This window comes from Paenibacillus sp. FSL L8-0436, assembly GCF_038593025.1.
Classification (GTDB): Bacteria; Bacillota; Bacilli; order Paenibacillales; family Paenibacillaceae; genus Paenibacillus_AQ.
The window spans coordinates 4990985-5006782 of record NZ_CP151955.1 but is presented as its reverse complement, the minus strand read 5'-3'; the positions used below and the strand labels follow the sequence as shown (position 1 = coordinate 5006782).

Here is a 15798-nt window from a genome sequence, read left to right as displayed (position 1 = left end):
CAGATTTCAACCGGTGAACACTATGGCTTAATGTGATCTTGTCCTATGGAAATTTGTGATCTTATTGTTCTCATCAGCGTTTTTAGCTGAGCCTATGAAGAGAGGGGATCAAACCCATAGAACATGTCCGGCTGATCGAGGAGATAGACATGCCCGCTGCGGGCTGCGTCAAGCTCCTGCCAGCGGGCGGAGCGCAGCAGGGTCTCGAAGCGCCGCTGGCCCGCAGCGGTTGAAGCGCTGCTGGTGAAGATGATATGATCTGCCGGATAATCGGCTATATGCTCAGCCGGTATTTCCAGATAACCACGGTTCATCAGCCCGTGCTCCATCAAGACGCCGGGCGGCTGAAAGCCGAGATCGCCATATAAAATCTGGCAGCCATGGCCATAGCTGCTGCTGAAGCAGTATGCGCTGCTCGTGCCGAACTCCCAAATGACGGCTGTGCCCCGTGCGCCAAGCAGCCGGTCCAGTTGCAGGTTAGCTTCGTAGCACAGCTGATCATAATGTCTCAACCAGGCTTCGGCCTGGGGCTGCCGGTCTGCAATCCCGGCAATCATCCGAAACTGCTCGCGCCAGTCCATTTGCATGTAAGGCAGCTCTATCACTGGAGCTACCGGCAGCAGCTGCTTGCTCTCTCCGGGGAGGTCATAGCTGATGATGACATCCGGGCGCACAGCGGCAACCCTGTTATAGAGCATGGCCGCGCTGCTGCCTTCGAGCTGAAGCTTAAGCGCAGAAGGAACCGTCTCATGACGTTCCATCCACCCGGAATACACTCCGAGCTGTGGCGTAATCTCCAGAGCCCGCAGGCTTGCGGTATGGTTGAAATTGAGGGCCACAATTCTTTTATTCTTACGGTGGTAGGCTGCAGGAGAAATGCCTACGACCTGCTTGAATTTCCGGCTTAAGTAGGTCCCCTCAACATAGCCGACCTCCAGCGCGAGCTGAGACAAATTCGGAGCACCGGTCAGCATCCGCTTCTGGGCTCTGCGGATGCGCTGCAGGGTTACATATTCGTTGAAGGTTTGTCCGGTAGCTTTGCGGAAGACCCGCGAGAAGTGTTCCGGGCTGACTCCTGCCCGTTCGGCCATCTGACTTCTTGTGATATCCTCGGAATAATGTGCTTCTATATATTCCAGCACGCGGTCAAGCCAATGCGCCGGGGACTGGCTGTTCTCTCTGATTTCGCCATGAAGCTCAGTCAGCAATTCGGTGAATAACTGCTGTACGGTGAAAGGGGACTGAATTTCGCTCCCCTCCCAGACTCTCAGCAGGCGGGCTGCGAGTGTGCAAACCTTGGTCGAGCAATTCCCCAACGGGTGCCTGTCGTTCAGGGGATTTGTCTGATTGCTCAGCAGCGGAAATGAAGAGTATTCAATCCATACACCCTGCAACTGATGCTGCGGGCTCAGAGAAACACCGGGCTGTGTGCTGCAGCACAGCATGCTGCCGCCGGATAGGCTAAGGCGTTCGTCTTGAATATCGATAGTTCCGCTGCCTCCGGTTACAATAATAGACAAGTGTCCGGAGGATCCGGGAGCAATGCTTGCGGCTAATCCGGTTAGATTTTCAACACGTACCGGGAAGTAGAAATGATGGGAATGAGGGCGGGAATCGCCAGGTTGCCGGAGAGGCATGGATAGAATCACTCCTTTGATGTTTGATAATCATTCTCATTTGTATTATAGCAGCCTTTCCCCCTATTGACGATTGTCCGGGCAATCGGTAGAGTTTAGAAGAATTCATGTAAAGGTATTATTGTTCAGAAAGAGGTGGGAGTTTCCATGACGACCTGGAATTTGCAAGGGACAGTAAGCCATCTGCTGATCTGCAATGGGAGCAGCTGCAGAAAGCATAAGGGTGAAGAGGTGGCTGATGCAATAGAGGATGAGATCGGGAAGCAGGGTGCGGAACGGCAGATTCATACGACGGTTACCCGCTGCAACGGAAGATGCTCGGATGCCTGCGTAGTGATTTCCTATCCGGAAGGCGTATGGTATAAGGAGATCACCCCCAAATCGGCCAAAGCGCTGGTGCGCAAGGTTCTGGAAGGCGAACGTCTGGAAGACAACGTGCTCTATACTTACGATGGAGGGCTCATTGCAGCAACCGAGAAAGATGCGAAGGGCAAAAAGAAGAAGTAAAAATTACATTCAATATGATCAAAATACCGTCAAAGCGCTGGCGGTATTTTTTTTATACTAAATTTATAAACAGCGCACAACCAATAACGAAACTATTGAGGTGTTAGACATGGGACAAAACCTGGAAACTTTACCGCAACAACCGCCTGTGCGCAGCCGTAGAGCCTGGTCGCTGCAAAAGGGTGAGACGCTTTCCGGACTGCTGTTCGTAAGCCCGATGCTGATCGGGGTGACGATACTGGTGCTGATTCCGATCATCGCCACGTTATTCCTCGGATTTGCCGATTGGAACTTTGTTCAGGGCTTTGACGGCATCCGCTGGGTAGGCCTGCAGAATTTCACCAATCTGCTGCAGGACGAGATGTTCATCCGTTCGGTGCGCAACAATTTTCTGTTTCTGCTGACGGTGCCGGTGTATTTGCTGGTGTCGATGGTGCTGGCGATTCTGATTGACCGTTATGTGTATATGAAGGGATATTTCAAAATTGCCTATTTCGTTCCTTATGTGTCCATGACCGTAGCGGTAGCCATCGTATGGCAGGTGCTGTTCCAGCCCTCCTATGGACCTATTAATGAAATGCTTAAGGCCATCGGGATTGCCGACCCGCCGAAATGGATTGCCGATCCGCATTTCGCGTTGATCTCGATCATGATGATCTCTGTCTGGATCTCCATCGGCTTCAATATGATTATTTACATCGCCGGACTGCAGTCCATTCCGAAGGATTTGTATGAGGCGGCCGACATTGACGGAGCAGGCGCCTGGACAAAATTCAGACGGATCACCTTCCCGCTGCTGTCACCAACCACCTTTTTTCTTCTTGTAACCGGTATTATTGCCACTTTTAAAGTATTTGATATTATCGCTGTTCTGACGCAGGGCGGCCCCATCGGCTCAACGACAATGATGGTCTGGTATTTATACGATACAGCTTTTGTAAATCTGAAGGTGGGTTATGCGTCGGCCATCGCTGTGGTCTTGTTTATCTTCGTGATGCTGATTACTTTCGGCCAGTGGCTGGCAGAGAAAAAATGGGTTAATTACTAGGGCGGCAAGGGAGGGAAGAGAAACTATGGAAATACGCACAGGCTTGGACTGGCGCAAAGTAATTATTACAGTTGTAATGTTTGCGGGAAGTGTTTTGTTCCTGCTGCCTTTTATATGGATGCTGGTAACGTCGTTCAAAGTAGAGTCGGAAGTGTTTGCTTACCCGATCCAGTGGCTCCCCAAGAAGTGGAATGCCATTGAGAATTACAAGGAAGTCTGGTTCGGGGATTACCCGTTCACTCTATATTACTGGAACTCGATCAAAGTGGCGCTGATCACGACGGCGTTGTCCTGTCTGGTCTCGGCAATGGCCGCCTACGGCTTTTCGAAGATCAAATTCCGCTCCAGCAATTTCTTGTTTATGATCGTACTAGTGACGTATATGATTCCGGGACAGGCGATCCTGATACCGCAGTTTATTCTATACCGTAACATCGGGCTGTTTGACAGCCATTTTGGACTGATTCTGCTCGGCAGTTTCAGTGTTCTTGGAACCTTTATGCTGCGGCAGTTCTTTATGGGACTGCATCAGGAGTTCATTGAATCAGCTAAAATAGATGGTGCAGGCCACCCGAGAATCTTCTGGTCGATTGCACTTCCGCTGGTGAAGCCTGCTGTGGCTACTTATGCTATACTCCGGTTCATCTGGACCTGGAATGATTATCAGAATCCGCTGATCTTTATCCGAAGCGACAAGCTGCTGACCCTTCCGATTGCCATTCAGAAATTCACTTCCATGAGCGGAGAGTTCTATTCCCTGATCATGGCGGCCGCAGTGTCGGCAATTCTTCCGCTCATTATTATCTTTATCCTTGGCCAAAAAAGTGTTATCGAAGGAATTGCTCTTGGCGGTGTTAAAGGATAAGCTGCAAGCGGGAACTCTCCTATATTAAATAGAAGTAAAAATAATTCAATAAAAGTAAATATTGTTTCATGTGTCAAATGAAAGCGTATTCTATAATTCAGTTGTTAGTTTCATGTAAGTGAAAGCTGAAGAAAACTTTGAGGAGGGTTATAGAAATGAGAACAAAAGTATGGGCAGGAGCAATTACGGGGGTTCTGATGTTAAGCCTGCTGTCGGGCTGCGGCGGTAATAACAATAACAATGCTGCGGACGGTGGAGCGACTGCAGGCACAAACGGCGGGGCCTCCGGCAGCACCGAGACTACCAATCTGCGGCTCTATACCTACGGTACTGAGGAAGCCTATAACTGGAAGCATACGCTGGAGGCTTATGAAGCGGCAACTCCGGGAGTGAAGATTGAGCTGGTACAGCTCAGCGAGAAGGGAGATACACAGGAGGCCTTCAAGAAGCTGGATCTGGAGGCAGCGTCCTCCGCCCAAATGGACATTCTGATGTTCAGCGATGCGGCGGGTTATGCGCAGCGTGTCGCGCTTGGCATGGCGGAACCGCTGGATGAGTACATTGCCAAGGATAACTATAAGGTGGAAGAGGATTACAAGGTGGATACCCATCTGGACGGCAAGGTCTATGCGCTCCCGGGCAAATTCAATCCATGGTATGTGCTGCTGAACAAGGACCAATTAGACGAAGCAAGTCTTGCGGTGCCGGCCGAATGGACCTGGGATGAATTTGCCGACTACGCCAAGAAGCTGACTAAAGGTGAAGGCGCAGAGAAACGCTACGGAACCTACTTCCATGGCCCTCAAGCCGGCGGCTGGATGGAATTCCTGAAGCTGAAGCTGGAGAATCAACCGCAGAACTCTGAGTTTCTCAAAGCCGATGGCACGTCCAACCTGGATGATCCGAACTTCAAGGCGACGCTTGAGCTGAGACTGCGGATGGAGAAAAAGGATAAATCCTCGGTGCCCTATTCTGATATGATCTCCCAGAAGCTGGCCTACCGGACGCAATTCTTTAACCAATCCGCCAGCATGATTCTGATCGGCAGCTGGATGAACACGGAAATTGGCGGTACGGAAAAGGTGCCTTTGAACTTTAATGTGGCGGTTGCCCCGTTCCCTAAGAACACTGCAGGCGATGAAAATGGTCTGACTCCGGTTACTACAGACTATGTGGCTGTGGCAGCCAAATCCAAAAACAAAGAAGCGGCTTACAAGTTTGTGCGCTGGTACACAACGGAAGGACAGCTTGTCCAAGGTAAAAACATCCCGGCCTGGAGCAAGGTGACCAGCGATCAGGTGGAAGGCATCATTGATACGATTCTCACCGGCACCAAAAATCCGGAGAAGGTGGACAAAAAGTCACTGGTAGATACTCTCGTAGCTTCAAAAGCTTCGGCGATTATTCCACCCGCTACTTACCAGGCTGAGGTCTACAAAGCGATCAATGAAGAATACGAGAAAATGATTCTCGGCGATCAGGATGTGGATACAACGGTGAAAAACGCCAAGGAGCGGGTCGACAAAATTATTGCTGCCAACAAAAAATAATTGATATAATGTTTTAACCTTATACTTCTTGCAGAAACGGATGCCTTCCTTCATACAAGGGGAGGCGCACCGTTTCTACTTGTTTCAGGGGGACATCCGATATGATAGGCAGACTGAGGGAACTTGCCCCTAAATCGATCCGCCATAAGCTGATCCTGGCAGCTGTGGCTTGTATTCTCGTTCCAGCCGCTCTGACACTAATCATTTATAATTCCTTGACCCAAGAGGCAGTAAAACGGCAAGCGGTTTCAAATGCGGAGGATTCCCTGCAGCTGGTGAGCGGTTCAGTAATGAACAGCTTGAAGGGAATGGTGACCATTGCCAATTATGTGCAGACCAATCCCGGGCTGAGAGCCTATTTCAAGCTAGTGGCCTCGGGCAATGCCAGCGGCAATGAGTATGAACGCTTTATGGACAGCAACCGGGTGCTGGAGCAGCTTGATACCCTTACGGTTGTAGGCCAGAACTGCTATGTTACGATTCTGCTGACCAACAATGCTTACTATATGAACTATTCTGTTAGCGATTACAATCCGCTGGATCTTAAGAAAAAGCCCTGGTTCCAGAAGCTGATGGAACTGAAAGGGCTGGGATCCTATTGGATCGGTGTCGAGTCTACTGATTTCTCCTATGACAAATTTGATCATCCGTATCAGTTGACCGTTGCCCGTACGCTGCGGCTGGACAGCACAGAGATTTACGGCTATGCCATTGTCACGATTATGGAGGATCAGCTCCATTCGATTTTTGGCAATCTTTCCGCCGGCCAGAAGGTGACGCTGCTGGACAGTGCCGGCATGATCGTCTCCGGTGGCGATCCCGAAAGTATCGGCAAGCCGTTTCCATACACCGCCGCTGTGAATCATCTCAAGGATTCCTCTGTGGTTTCCATAGCAGGAGAGCGGTATCTGGTCGCCCAGCAGCAGATTCCGTTCAACGGCTGGAGGCTTGTGCTGATGCAGCCGTATTCACAGAGCATTGTCGATATCAGCTCCATCTTCAACCGGGTATTTACCATACAGCTCATTTCTTTTTTTGTGTTTCTGCTGCTGCTGATTACACTGGTCCGTGCCTTTACAAAGCCGCTGGTGCGCCTCGGCAAAGTGACAACGGCAGTACAGCGGGGCAATCTGCTGGTGCGTTCAGGGGTCCGGGGCAATGACGAGATCGGGCGTTTGGGCCTGCTGTTCGATCAGATGCTGGACCGGGTCAAGGAAATGATAGCCGAAGTATCCGATACCCAGGCGCGCAAAAGAAAAGCGGAGCTCAAAATGCTCCAGGCCCAGATCAACCCGCATTTTCTCTTTAATGTGCTCAACTCGATCCGGATGAAGGTCATGAAGCGGGGAGACCCGGACAGCGCCAAAATGATCGGTTCGCTGTCCATACTGCTGCGGATGACGATCAGCCGTGAGGAGGATGAGATTTTTCTGCATGAGGAGATCGACCTGGTCTCCCATTATGTCAGCTTGATGAATCTGCGCCAGAAGGAAGAGGCCGCGCTTCAGCTGGATATTGATCCGGAAGCTTTTCTCCTTAAAGTGCCGCGTTTCTTTCTTCAGCCGCTTGTCGAGAACGCGCTTATTCACGGTCTCAGCCAAAAGCCGGGAACAATCAGCATCCGGGCAGTCGTGGAAGAGAAGTTTATCGTGCTCACGGTTGAGGACAACGGGCGGGGGATGGACTGCAGCGAATTATCCAGCCTTACCCGCAAGATAAGCTTGGAAGCGGAGAGCCTTCCCGGCAAGGCAGAGCTTAAGGGCTCTTTTTCCGGCATGGGACTGCATAATGTGGTCGAGCGGATGAGAATTCTTTTTGGCGGGGAATTTGCTATTGAAGTCAGCAGCATAGCAGGCGAAGGTACAGCAATCAAGATGTTTATTCCGCACAGGGAGGTGATCCGGGATGTATAAAGTCATGCTGGTGGATGATGATTATCCTGTAATCGAGCTTTTATCCGAAAGTATCCGCTGGGAGGAGCTTGGCCTGTGTCTGATGGGGACACATGAGAACGGCTGGAACGCCTGGGAGCATGCCCGGCTGGAGATGCCGGATATTCTGATTACGGATATCGGGATGCCGCGGATGAACGGATTGGAGCTGTCTTCACTCATGAAGGAGCTGAAGCCGGAGGTGCGGATTGCCATTCTTTCCTGCCATAACGAATTCCAGTACGCGCAGCAGGCGATGAGGCTGAATGTGCAGGATTATTTGCTGAAGGATGCCCTGGACCCGGAGGATCTGGTGCAGCTCCTGCGCAGATTCAAGGAATCGCTGGATGAGGAAACCAAAACAGGCTGGGAGAATTCCCGGATCAAGCATTTGTTCGGGGAGACCCGGGAGCTGCGCAAGGAGCGGAGCATCAAGAATTTTATCCACCAGCCGCTGCTTTCACCGGAGAAATGGATGGATGAAGCTGCCGAATATGGATTGTTCCAGAATGGGGAATGCTGCCTGCCGGTGATCGCCTATCTTGAGGACTACAGGCATGTGAAATACCGCTTCTCTTCGGATCAGACCCTGCATTTCGCCGTGTGCAATGTGATGAATGAGGTGCTGGACGGAATGAAGCCGAGCGGGCTGTATGTCGGTTACAATGTGAAGTCTTCGTTCCTATTATTTTCCTATAAGCCCGGTCTTCAGGGCAATATTTATGCTGAAGCCGCCGCCGGTCTGAAGATGATCCAGTCTACCTTGTTCAGGGTGCTGAAGATTCAAATGTCCTTCATTACAGGGGAAGGGACCGGGTCGCCGGAGGGCCTGAAGCAACAGCTTGGCCAACTGCTGGCGGGGGAAGAACAACGTTTCTATCTGGAGCAGGGGGAGATTGCGAAGCGGAAATCCCCGCAGCCTCCGGTCAGCGGCCACACCAACAATCTGTTCGCCCATTATGACCAGGCCAGTATGGAGCTGAGAGAGGTGCTGCTGGGCAGGTCCGGTGATTTGTCGCACCTAATAACGGATAAATGGATAGCGCAGATCCGGCAGGAGAAGTATGCACCGGAAGTGGTCAAGGATTGGACGCTGAAGCTGCTGCTCGATCTGAAGCTGAAGCTGCATTCCCTGCAGTCGGTCCGGCCTGCTTATTCGGCGGATACGCTGCATAAGGAGATTGTGGATATTGATTCACTGCCTGCCCTGCGGGAATGGCTCGATAATCACCTGAAATCCATCGCCCGCGCCAAAGGAGCGGGTGCCGGGGCAAGCAAACGGGCCGAGGTGATGGAAGCCTGCCAGTATGTCTCTCTGCGTCTGGGCTCCAGAATCAGCCTGGATGAGGTGGCGGATCACTTGCACCTGAATTCCAGCTATTTCAGCAGGCTGTTTAAGAAGGAGACCGGCACTACTTTTATCGAATATGTAACCAAGCTGAAGATGGAACGGGCCAAGGAGCTGCTGGACGGAACAAACTCTACGGTCGGTGAGATCTGTGAGCAGCTTGGGTATGACAACCAGAGCTATTTTATTAAGACATTCAAGGTGCATGCCGGAGTTACACCCGTGGAATACCGGGGCTGAACATTCAGATGTGCCAGGAAAGGCGGCGTAATATGCAAAGGGTTGAACTGCATCCCATTATTGCAGCGATGGAACCGTCGGATGTCCGGTTGTATTATCCTGACGGTGATCAGAAGACATTCTGGAGTTATGTGCTGGAATCACCGCTATACCGTGATGAGCTTGCGGAGATCCGCCGGGAAGGCGAACGGCTGAATGAGGTTTCTATTCCTGAGCTTACGTATGAGCTGTTCTCCATCTATGCCCGCACGGGTTCAAGGCTGGAATATGAGCGGGTCTATTTCGAGCGCAGGCGAATACTGAATACGGCTGTTCTGCTGGCGCTGCTGGAACCCGGGCAGGAGAAGCATTTAGCGGCGGTGTGTCAGATTGTGTGGAGCATCTGCAACGAATATACCTGGTGCCTCCCCGCTCATCTGGGAGATACCGGCATCACAGAGACGATTGATTTGTTCTCGGCAGAGACAGGCTTTGCACTCAGCGAAATCAATTGTCTTCTTGGCGAACGGCTGCCTGCCCTGCTGCAGGCCCGGATCAAGGCAGAGGTAGATAAGCGGCTGTTCGTGCCGTACTTAACCTGCGGACCCTATCATTGGGAGACTTCCACCCATAATTGGTCGGCGGTTTGTTCCGGCTCTATAGGCTCGGCGGCACTTTTGCTGATGGAAGATAAGGAAACGCTTACCGAGATCCTGTTCAAAGTGCAGGGCAGCATGGAATATTATTTGCAGGGCTTTGGTGAAGACGGCGCTTGTCTTGAAGGGTTGGGGTACTGGAATTACGGATTTGGTTATTTCGTCTACTATGCTGATCTTCTTCGTCAAAAAAGCCGGGGGCAGCTGGACTGGTTCCGGCGTGAGAAGGTAGGCAGCATCGCGGCCTTCCAGCAGAAATGTTTTCTGGGCGGGAAGCTTGTGGCGAACTTCTCCGATTCGCTGGAGTCAGGCCATGTGTTCCTCGGACTCAGCCATTATCTGGCTTCCGCGTATCCTGAAGTGGAGGTACCTCCGTTGTCGCTTAGAGCCTCTTACACTGAGGATCACTGCAGCCGTTGGGCTCCTGCGCTGCGTAATCTGATCTGGCGCAAGCCGGAGGAAGGACCAAGAGATTGGGGCAGCGCCAGCTATTATCTTCCCGATGCACAGTGGCTGTTGTCCCGTCATTCGGGAACGGGTGGCAGTTTCGGGTTTGCTGCCAAGGGCGGCAACAATGACGAACCTCATAATCACAATGACCTCGGGGGATTTATCCTGCAGGGAGAAGGAACGGTATATATTTCCGAGCTGGGCAGCGGGGAATACACTTCAGGTTACTTCGGAACAGGACGGTACTCCTATGATTGCAACGGTTCTCAAGGCCATAGCGTGCCAATTATAGACGGGCAGTATCAGGTTGCGGGAGCGGAGGCTTATGCTGAAATTCAGGAAGTGAAGGCCGGGGACGGCAGTGATGTGCTGGAGCTTGATTTGACCCGTGCATACCGTGTTGACAGCTTGGAGGGCTTAACACGCCGGTTCGAATGGAAGACAGGTGTTAATCCTCCTGTACTTGCGATGACTGATGAGTTCCGGTTTGCGGAAGCTCCAGCGGCGCTGGTTGAACGGTTTATTACCTTTATTCCGCCTGTTCTGGAGGAAGATGCGGTGCTGCTGGAGAGGCAGGGAGAGGGAGATGGGCAGGCAGATAGACAGGCAGATGAGAAGGCAGATAGACAGGCACATGGACAGGCGGATGGACGAGCAGATGGGCAGGCAGATAGACAGGCAGATGAGAAGGCAGATAGACAGGCGGATGGACGAGCAGATGGGCAGGTAGATGGACAGGTAGATGGACAGGCAGACAGAGGAGCAGATGGACGAGCAGATGGGCAGGGCCAGCGTGGGCTGCGTATCAGCTATGACATTGCGGCGCTGAAACCCGAAATTTCCGTGCATAGCTATAACGACCATTTCGGTAAGGGGAAGACTTGGTATGGTCTGGATTTTTATACCCGGAACCCGTCTAAGCATGAAAGGTATCATTTTGAATTCAGATTCCTGGACTAAATAAGTTTTCAACCGCGATGAGCGGTTCAATAGAAGAAATGCAGCAGGATGTAATACGTAAATCTAGAGTTCAACTTGTATCATCCAAAACAATGAATGGCGGTGGCTAGAGATGACGGCGGAAACAAAGCTGGGATGGGTAGAGGAAGCGTGGAGCAAGGCACTGGAGAAGACACGGAAGAACAGCCGGAGAATCGGCGCGGGGTTTCCCCATGCCAGTCAAGGCGGCCAATATGAACTGGCCCAGCCGTACTGGTGGACAGCCGGGTTCTGGCCGGGACAGCTGTGGCTTCTGTATAACGAGAGCAAGGAGGAGTCTTTGCGTGCGCTGGCAGAGGACTGTGAGGAACAGCTGGACCAGGTCCTGAATGATTTTGTCCGACTTGACCATGATCTGGGATTTATGTGGACCTTGACCAGCGTGGCTTCCTACAAGCTGCTGGCCAGCGAGGTTTCCAAGGTGAGAGCGCTGAAGGCAGCGAATTTCCTCGCGGCCCGCTTTAATCTGAAAGGCAGCTACATCCGGGCCTGGAATCCCTGGTATGAAGGCGAAGATAACCGCGGATACGCGATCATTGACTGTGCGATGAACATGCCGCTGCTTTTCTGGGCGGCAGAGACCAGCGGAGATCCGCGTTACCGCCATATCGCCGAAGCACATATGGACACGGTCGTGAAGCACTTCATCCGCCCGGACGGCTCCGTGTATCATATTGTCCGTTTCGATCCCGATACCGGCGAATTCCTCGAAGGCATCGGCGGCCAGGGTTACGCCGCCGAGTCGGCATGGTCCCGCGGCACAGCCTGGGCGATCTATGGACTGACGCTGGCCTATCATCATACCGGCAAGGCTGAATATCTCCATACCGCCCAGAAGGTGGCCCATTTCTTCCTGGCCCGTTTGCCGGAGGACCATGTCCCGCAATGGGATTTCCGCGCACCCGGAGAAGCGCGCGGCTTCCGCGATTCGTCAGCCGGCGCTTGTGCGGCAAGCGGTTTGCTGCTGCTTGCCGACAAAGCCGGCGAGACCGAGGCACCGGTGTACCGGGAGCCTGCGATCCGCATGCTGGAATCGCTCTACCGCAATTACGGTACCTGGGACAACGACGCCGAGGAGGGATTGATCCTCCACGGTACGAGCAATTATCCGGCCGGAACGAACATTGATGTTCCCTTGATTTACGGAGACTTCTTCTACGTCGAAGGACTGGCACGGCTGAAGGGGGATGGCCCGTTCTATTGGGAGTAGCGCCCACCGTTGTGCTGTGGGATTAGGGTAACAGCGCATTCACAGGGAATAGAGCAATAAGCGCTGAATCTTAGGACTAGAATAAGGGTGCAGGAAGAGACAGCAGATGAGATAGAAATAGTATGACTAGAAGAGATAGCAGCAAATCGGATAGAAATAATATGACGAGAAGAGATTGCAGAGCGAATAGATGGTACGACAAGCGGTGGTACAGGTCACTAGCGACATTGCATTCGCTGCTGATATGGCAGTGAAGTAACCATGTTTCGGAGTACTAACATAGGCAGCCTGATGGACTATATTGCTTGCTGTTCCGCCTCCGTTCGAATATCACCGGATAGTTGGCCAGTACCTGACACTGTGAATTAATCTAGCAAGTTTGCTGCTTGTTCCAGCCAGTATGCCTCTCCAGCAGATTGGCTTGCTCCTTAGATGCCAAATCACTCGGAAATTTGTGGGCAACACGTCTTTTAAGAGCAGGCAGTCGATACGCAGAGAAGCTGCGGACTCCAGTGCTCTTATTTTCCGGATTTCGCCTGCTTGGCCTGCATGCCGGACTCCAGCGCACTTATTTGCTCATAGATCAACTAAATATTCGATTTTCCTAGGAATAGCGTCATCTGAGTCCGCTCGTTCGTGCGAAGAGGCCATTTCTGCAAAGTAACGTCACTGGAGTCCGCAGAGCAGCAGACGCTGGTGGAAGGAGCAGCTTTCCGCGAAGAGCGTTGGTGAGAGTGCTAACGAGATTGTTGGAGGATGTGTTGGTGAGAGTGCTGACTAGATTGCTGAAGATGCATTCGTGAGAGTACTGACGAGACTGTTGGAGGATGCACTGGTGAGTGCCGATGATGCTGCCAGAAGATGTGCTGGTGAGTAGGGGGATGTTGCTGGAAGTAAGGTTACTGGTGCTGAGTGCGGTTGGTGAGTGGAAATGGGTTGCTGAGGTACATTAGCGAGCGTGGCGGGTTTGCTGGAAGTAGCACCAGCGAGCGCAGATGGAGTGCTAATAGAAACGTTGGTCAGACCCGATGAGGTTGCTAGATTGCACTAGTGCTTGCGGATGGATTGCTGAAGTTAAATCAGCGAGCGTGAGCGCGGATGAGGTTGCTATAAATTGTATTGGCGATGCGATGGGACCGCTGAAGATAATCGGAAAACACCAACAGCACAGCAAAGGGTACATCAGTGAGCACATCGATTTTGAACATTTATAGTTGGAGCCTGACTCTATAAAAATTCGAGAAGCAATTAGGAGTGGTGTCGATGAGTAGCCAATGGGGATCAATAGGGGCTAATCCGCTGGTCACAAAAGAAGATATGCAAAATGTTTTCCGTCAGCTGGCCTATCCGCTTAAGCCTTACTATAGTAAGGGGCGCGCCCGCCTGAAGCTGGGGGTGACCGGGGTTCATTACGGGCCCGATATTGCTGAAATGGAGGGCTTTTCCCGGGTATTATGGGGATTTGTGCCGTTTCTGGCCGGTGGCGGTGAAGATGACATGTGGGAGATACTGCTGGACGGCATCCGCAACGGGACTGACCCGGAGCATAAGGAATACTGGGGTGAGGTCGGTGATTATGACCAGCGCCTTGTGGAGATGGCAGCATTTGGCTACGGGTTGGCGTTGATCCCGGACCGGATCTGGGGGCCGCTGAGCGAACGGGAGCAGAGGAATTTGTTCAATTGGCTGAACCAGATGAACTCACATCCTTGTTATGACTGCAATTGGCTCTTCTTTAATGTGCTGGTTAATCTGGGCTTCCGCAAGGCTGGTCTGCCGTATGATGCCGATCAACTGGAGCAGAATCTGCGGCGGATGGATGATTTCTACTTGACCGATGGCTGGTACAGCGACGGTATCGGCGGACATAGCGATTATTATGTTCCGTTCGCCATCCATTTCTACGGGCTGCTGTATGCTGAACTGATGGGTGAGGAAGATCCTGAACGGGCAAGCGTGTTCAAGGAAAGGGCCGGAAAGTTCGCTGCTGAATTCATCCATTGGTTTGCTGCGGACGGCTCCGCGCTTCCGTATGGCCGCAGCTTAACCTACCGGTTCGCCCAATCGGCATTCTGGGGGGCCTTTGCTTATGCAGGAGTTGAAGCTGTGCCTTATGGTGTTATTAAAGGGATCGTTCTGCGCAACTTACGCTGGTGGTTCCAGCAGGATATTCTGAACGCGGACGGCGTATTGAACATCGGGTATACCTATCCCAACCTGGTGATGGCCGAGAACTATAACTCGCCGGGGTCGCCGTATTGGGCGTTGAAATTCTTCCTGCCGCTGGCGCTGCCGGATCAGCATCCCTTCTGGCAGGCGGAGGAGCTGCCGCTTCCGGAGCTTGAGGCGCTGGCTGTGCAGAAGCCTGCTCATCTTGTTATTTGCCGCCGGGCAGAAAGCGATCATATCGTCGCCTTCAACAGCGGGCATAAAGGCACTAATGAGCATACCCATACTTCGGCCAAATATGAGAAGTTCGCTTATTCTACGGCTTTTGGATTCAGCGTTCCCCGTTCGGAATGGGGAATCTCCCAGGGCGCATTCGATTCCATGCTGGCGCTCAGTGAGGCAGGCGACAATCTGTACCGGGTGAGAAGACAAAATGAAGAGACGCGGATTGAAGACAATCTGCTCTTTTCCAGATGGAAGCCTTGGGCCAATGTGGAAGTGCAGACCTGGGTTGTGGCCGGTCTTCCCTGGCATATCCGGATTCACCGGGTACAAACAGCAAGAACGCTGGATGCCGCAGAAGGCGGTTTTGCCGTGGCGCTGGAGTCTGGACTGCAGGAGATAACTCCTGCTGAAGGAGCAGGTATGACAGCGATCAGCAGCCATGGCGCCAGCGGAATTCTCAGCTTGGCCGGTTACAGCGAAGCAGGGCTGATCCGTCCGCATACCAATACCAATGTACTGCGGCCGCGGACAGTTATACCGACGCTGCAGGCGAAGCTTGCTCCCGGGACCCACTGGCTGATCTCGGCCGTGTATGGCGAGCCGGGAGACAGCGGTGAAGGAGGCAAGGCTATGGCTGCCGAACCAGCAGGTGACCCGTTGCAGCTTCTCGGTGTGGAGCTGACCGGGGATGAAATCCGGGTTGCTACTCATACCGGCCATAGCATCACCATACTGCTGGATAAGTAGAATCTCCCGTCGGATATAACATTCAGGCTGGCTGGCAGAGAGGGCACCCAGAGGGTGAGGGTTGGCCAGCAGGTACCACAGTAACGGGAATAGTTACCGCTGTATTAGGCTTATTTAGTGAAATCGAGCTGTTGCCGGGAAATCAGCCCGCTAAAATTTCAATCTATTACGTAACAGGGGAATTCGACTTAATTACCGTTAGGAATTCCCGCTATCCTCCCGGTAAGCGGGATTCTG

The 15798-nt window shown here is 52.3% G+C and carries 10 protein-coding genes; 9 read left to right on the top strand and 1 reads right to left on the bottom strand.

Annotated elements, in window-relative coordinates:
* Positions 1 to 92: 92 nt before the first annotated feature.
* The gene (locus NSS79_RS22995; RefSeq protein WP_342436286.1) at positions 93 to 1637 is read right to left on the bottom strand and encodes an AraC family transcriptional regulator; all 1545 of its coding nucleotides are present in this window, start codon (positions 1635 to 1637) and stop codon (positions 93 to 95) included.
* 147 nt (positions 1638 to 1784) lie between these two features.
* Between NSS79_RS22995 and NSS79_RS22990 the strand changes: the two genes are divergently transcribed.
* The 9 genes from NSS79_RS22990 (at position 1785) to NSS79_RS22950 (ending at position 15561) form a co-directional block, all read left to right on the top strand.
* On the top strand, positions 1785 to 2144 hold the full coding sequence (locus NSS79_RS22990) for a (2Fe-2S) ferredoxin domain-containing protein (RefSeq protein ID WP_342436285.1): 360 nt from the start codon (positions 1785 to 1787) through the stop codon (positions 2142 to 2144).
* A gap of 109 nt (positions 2145 to 2253) precedes the next feature.
* Positions 2254 to 3192, top strand: a complete 939-nt coding sequence (locus NSS79_RS22985; RefSeq protein ID WP_038594652.1) for a sugar ABC transporter permease — start codon at positions 2254 to 2256, stop codon at positions 3190 to 3192.
* 25 nt (positions 3193 to 3217) lie between these two features.
* Positions 3218 to 4057 (top strand): carbohydrate ABC transporter permease, encoded by an 840-nt coding sequence (locus NSS79_RS22980; protein WP_038594650.1) that lies wholly within the window; start codon positions 3218 to 3220, stop codon positions 4055 to 4057.
* 155 nt (positions 4058 to 4212) lie between these two features.
* A complete protein-coding gene (locus NSS79_RS22975) occupies positions 4213 to 5607 on the top strand; it encodes an extracellular solute-binding protein (protein ID WP_342436284.1) in 1395 nt (464 codons plus the stop codon).
* Between the two features lie 101 nt (positions 5608 to 5708).
* Positions 5709 to 7520, top strand: coding sequence for a sensor histidine kinase (locus tag NSS79_RS22970; protein ID WP_342436283.1), 1812 nt, complete (start codon positions 5709 to 5711; stop codon positions 7518 to 7520).
* Positions 7513 to 9126, top strand: a complete 1614-nt coding sequence (locus NSS79_RS22965) for a helix-turn-helix domain-containing protein (protein WP_342436281.1) — start codon at positions 7513 to 7515, stop codon at positions 9124 to 9126. Before NSS79_RS22970 ends, NSS79_RS22965 begins: the two co-directional genes overlap by 8 nt.
* A gap of 32 nt (positions 9127 to 9158) precedes the next feature.
* On the top strand, positions 9159 to 11171 hold the full coding sequence (locus tag NSS79_RS22960; RefSeq protein ID WP_342436280.1) for a hypothetical protein: 2013 nt from the start codon (positions 9159 to 9161) through the stop codon (positions 11169 to 11171).
* 112 nt (positions 11172 to 11283) lie between these two features.
* Positions 11284 to 12420 carry a glycoside hydrolase family 88 protein gene (locus tag NSS79_RS22955; RefSeq protein WP_342436279.1) on the top strand — a complete coding sequence of 379 codons (1137 nt, stop codon included), beginning with the start codon at positions 11284 to 11286 and terminating at the stop codon, positions 12418 to 12420.
* A gap of 1263 nt (positions 12421 to 13683) precedes the next feature.
* The gene (locus NSS79_RS22950; protein ID WP_342436278.1) at positions 13684 to 15561 is read left to right on the top strand and encodes a DUF2264 domain-containing protein; all 1878 of its coding nucleotides are present in this window, start codon (positions 13684 to 13686) and stop codon (positions 15559 to 15561) included.
* Positions 15562 to 15798 lie beyond the last annotated feature (237 nt).

Coding starts and splice junctions, on each gene's coding strand:
- NSS79_RS22995 (WP_342436286.1), bottom strand. CDS start 1,637: ATGCCTCTCCGGCAACCTGGCGATTCCCGCCCTCATTCCCATCATTTC.
- NSS79_RS22990 (WP_342436285.1), top strand. CDS start 1,785: ATGACGACCTGGAATTTGCAAGGGACAGTAAGCCATCTGCTGATCTGC.
- NSS79_RS22985 (WP_038594652.1), top strand. CDS start 2,254: ATGGGACAAAACCTGGAAACTTTACCGCAACAACCGCCTGTGCGCAGC.
- NSS79_RS22980 (WP_038594650.1), top strand. CDS start 3,218: ATGGAAATACGCACAGGCTTGGACTGGCGCAAAGTAATTATTACAGTT.
- NSS79_RS22975 (WP_342436284.1), top strand. CDS start 4,213: ATGAGAACAAAAGTATGGGCAGGAGCAATTACGGGGGTTCTGATGTTA.
- NSS79_RS22970 (WP_342436283.1), top strand. CDS start 5,709: ATGATAGGCAGACTGAGGGAACTTGCCCCTAAATCGATCCGCCATAAG.
- NSS79_RS22965 (WP_342436281.1), top strand. CDS start 7,513: ATGTATAAAGTCATGCTGGTGGATGATGATTATCCTGTAATCGAGCTT.
- NSS79_RS22960 (WP_342436280.1), top strand. CDS start 9,159: ATGCAAAGGGTTGAACTGCATCCCATTATTGCAGCGATGGAACCGTCG.
- NSS79_RS22955 (WP_342436279.1), top strand. CDS start 11,284: ATGACGGCGGAAACAAAGCTGGGATGGGTAGAGGAAGCGTGGAGCAAG.
- NSS79_RS22950 (WP_342436278.1), top strand. CDS start 13,684: ATGAGTAGCCAATGGGGATCAATAGGGGCTAATCCGCTGGTCACAAAA.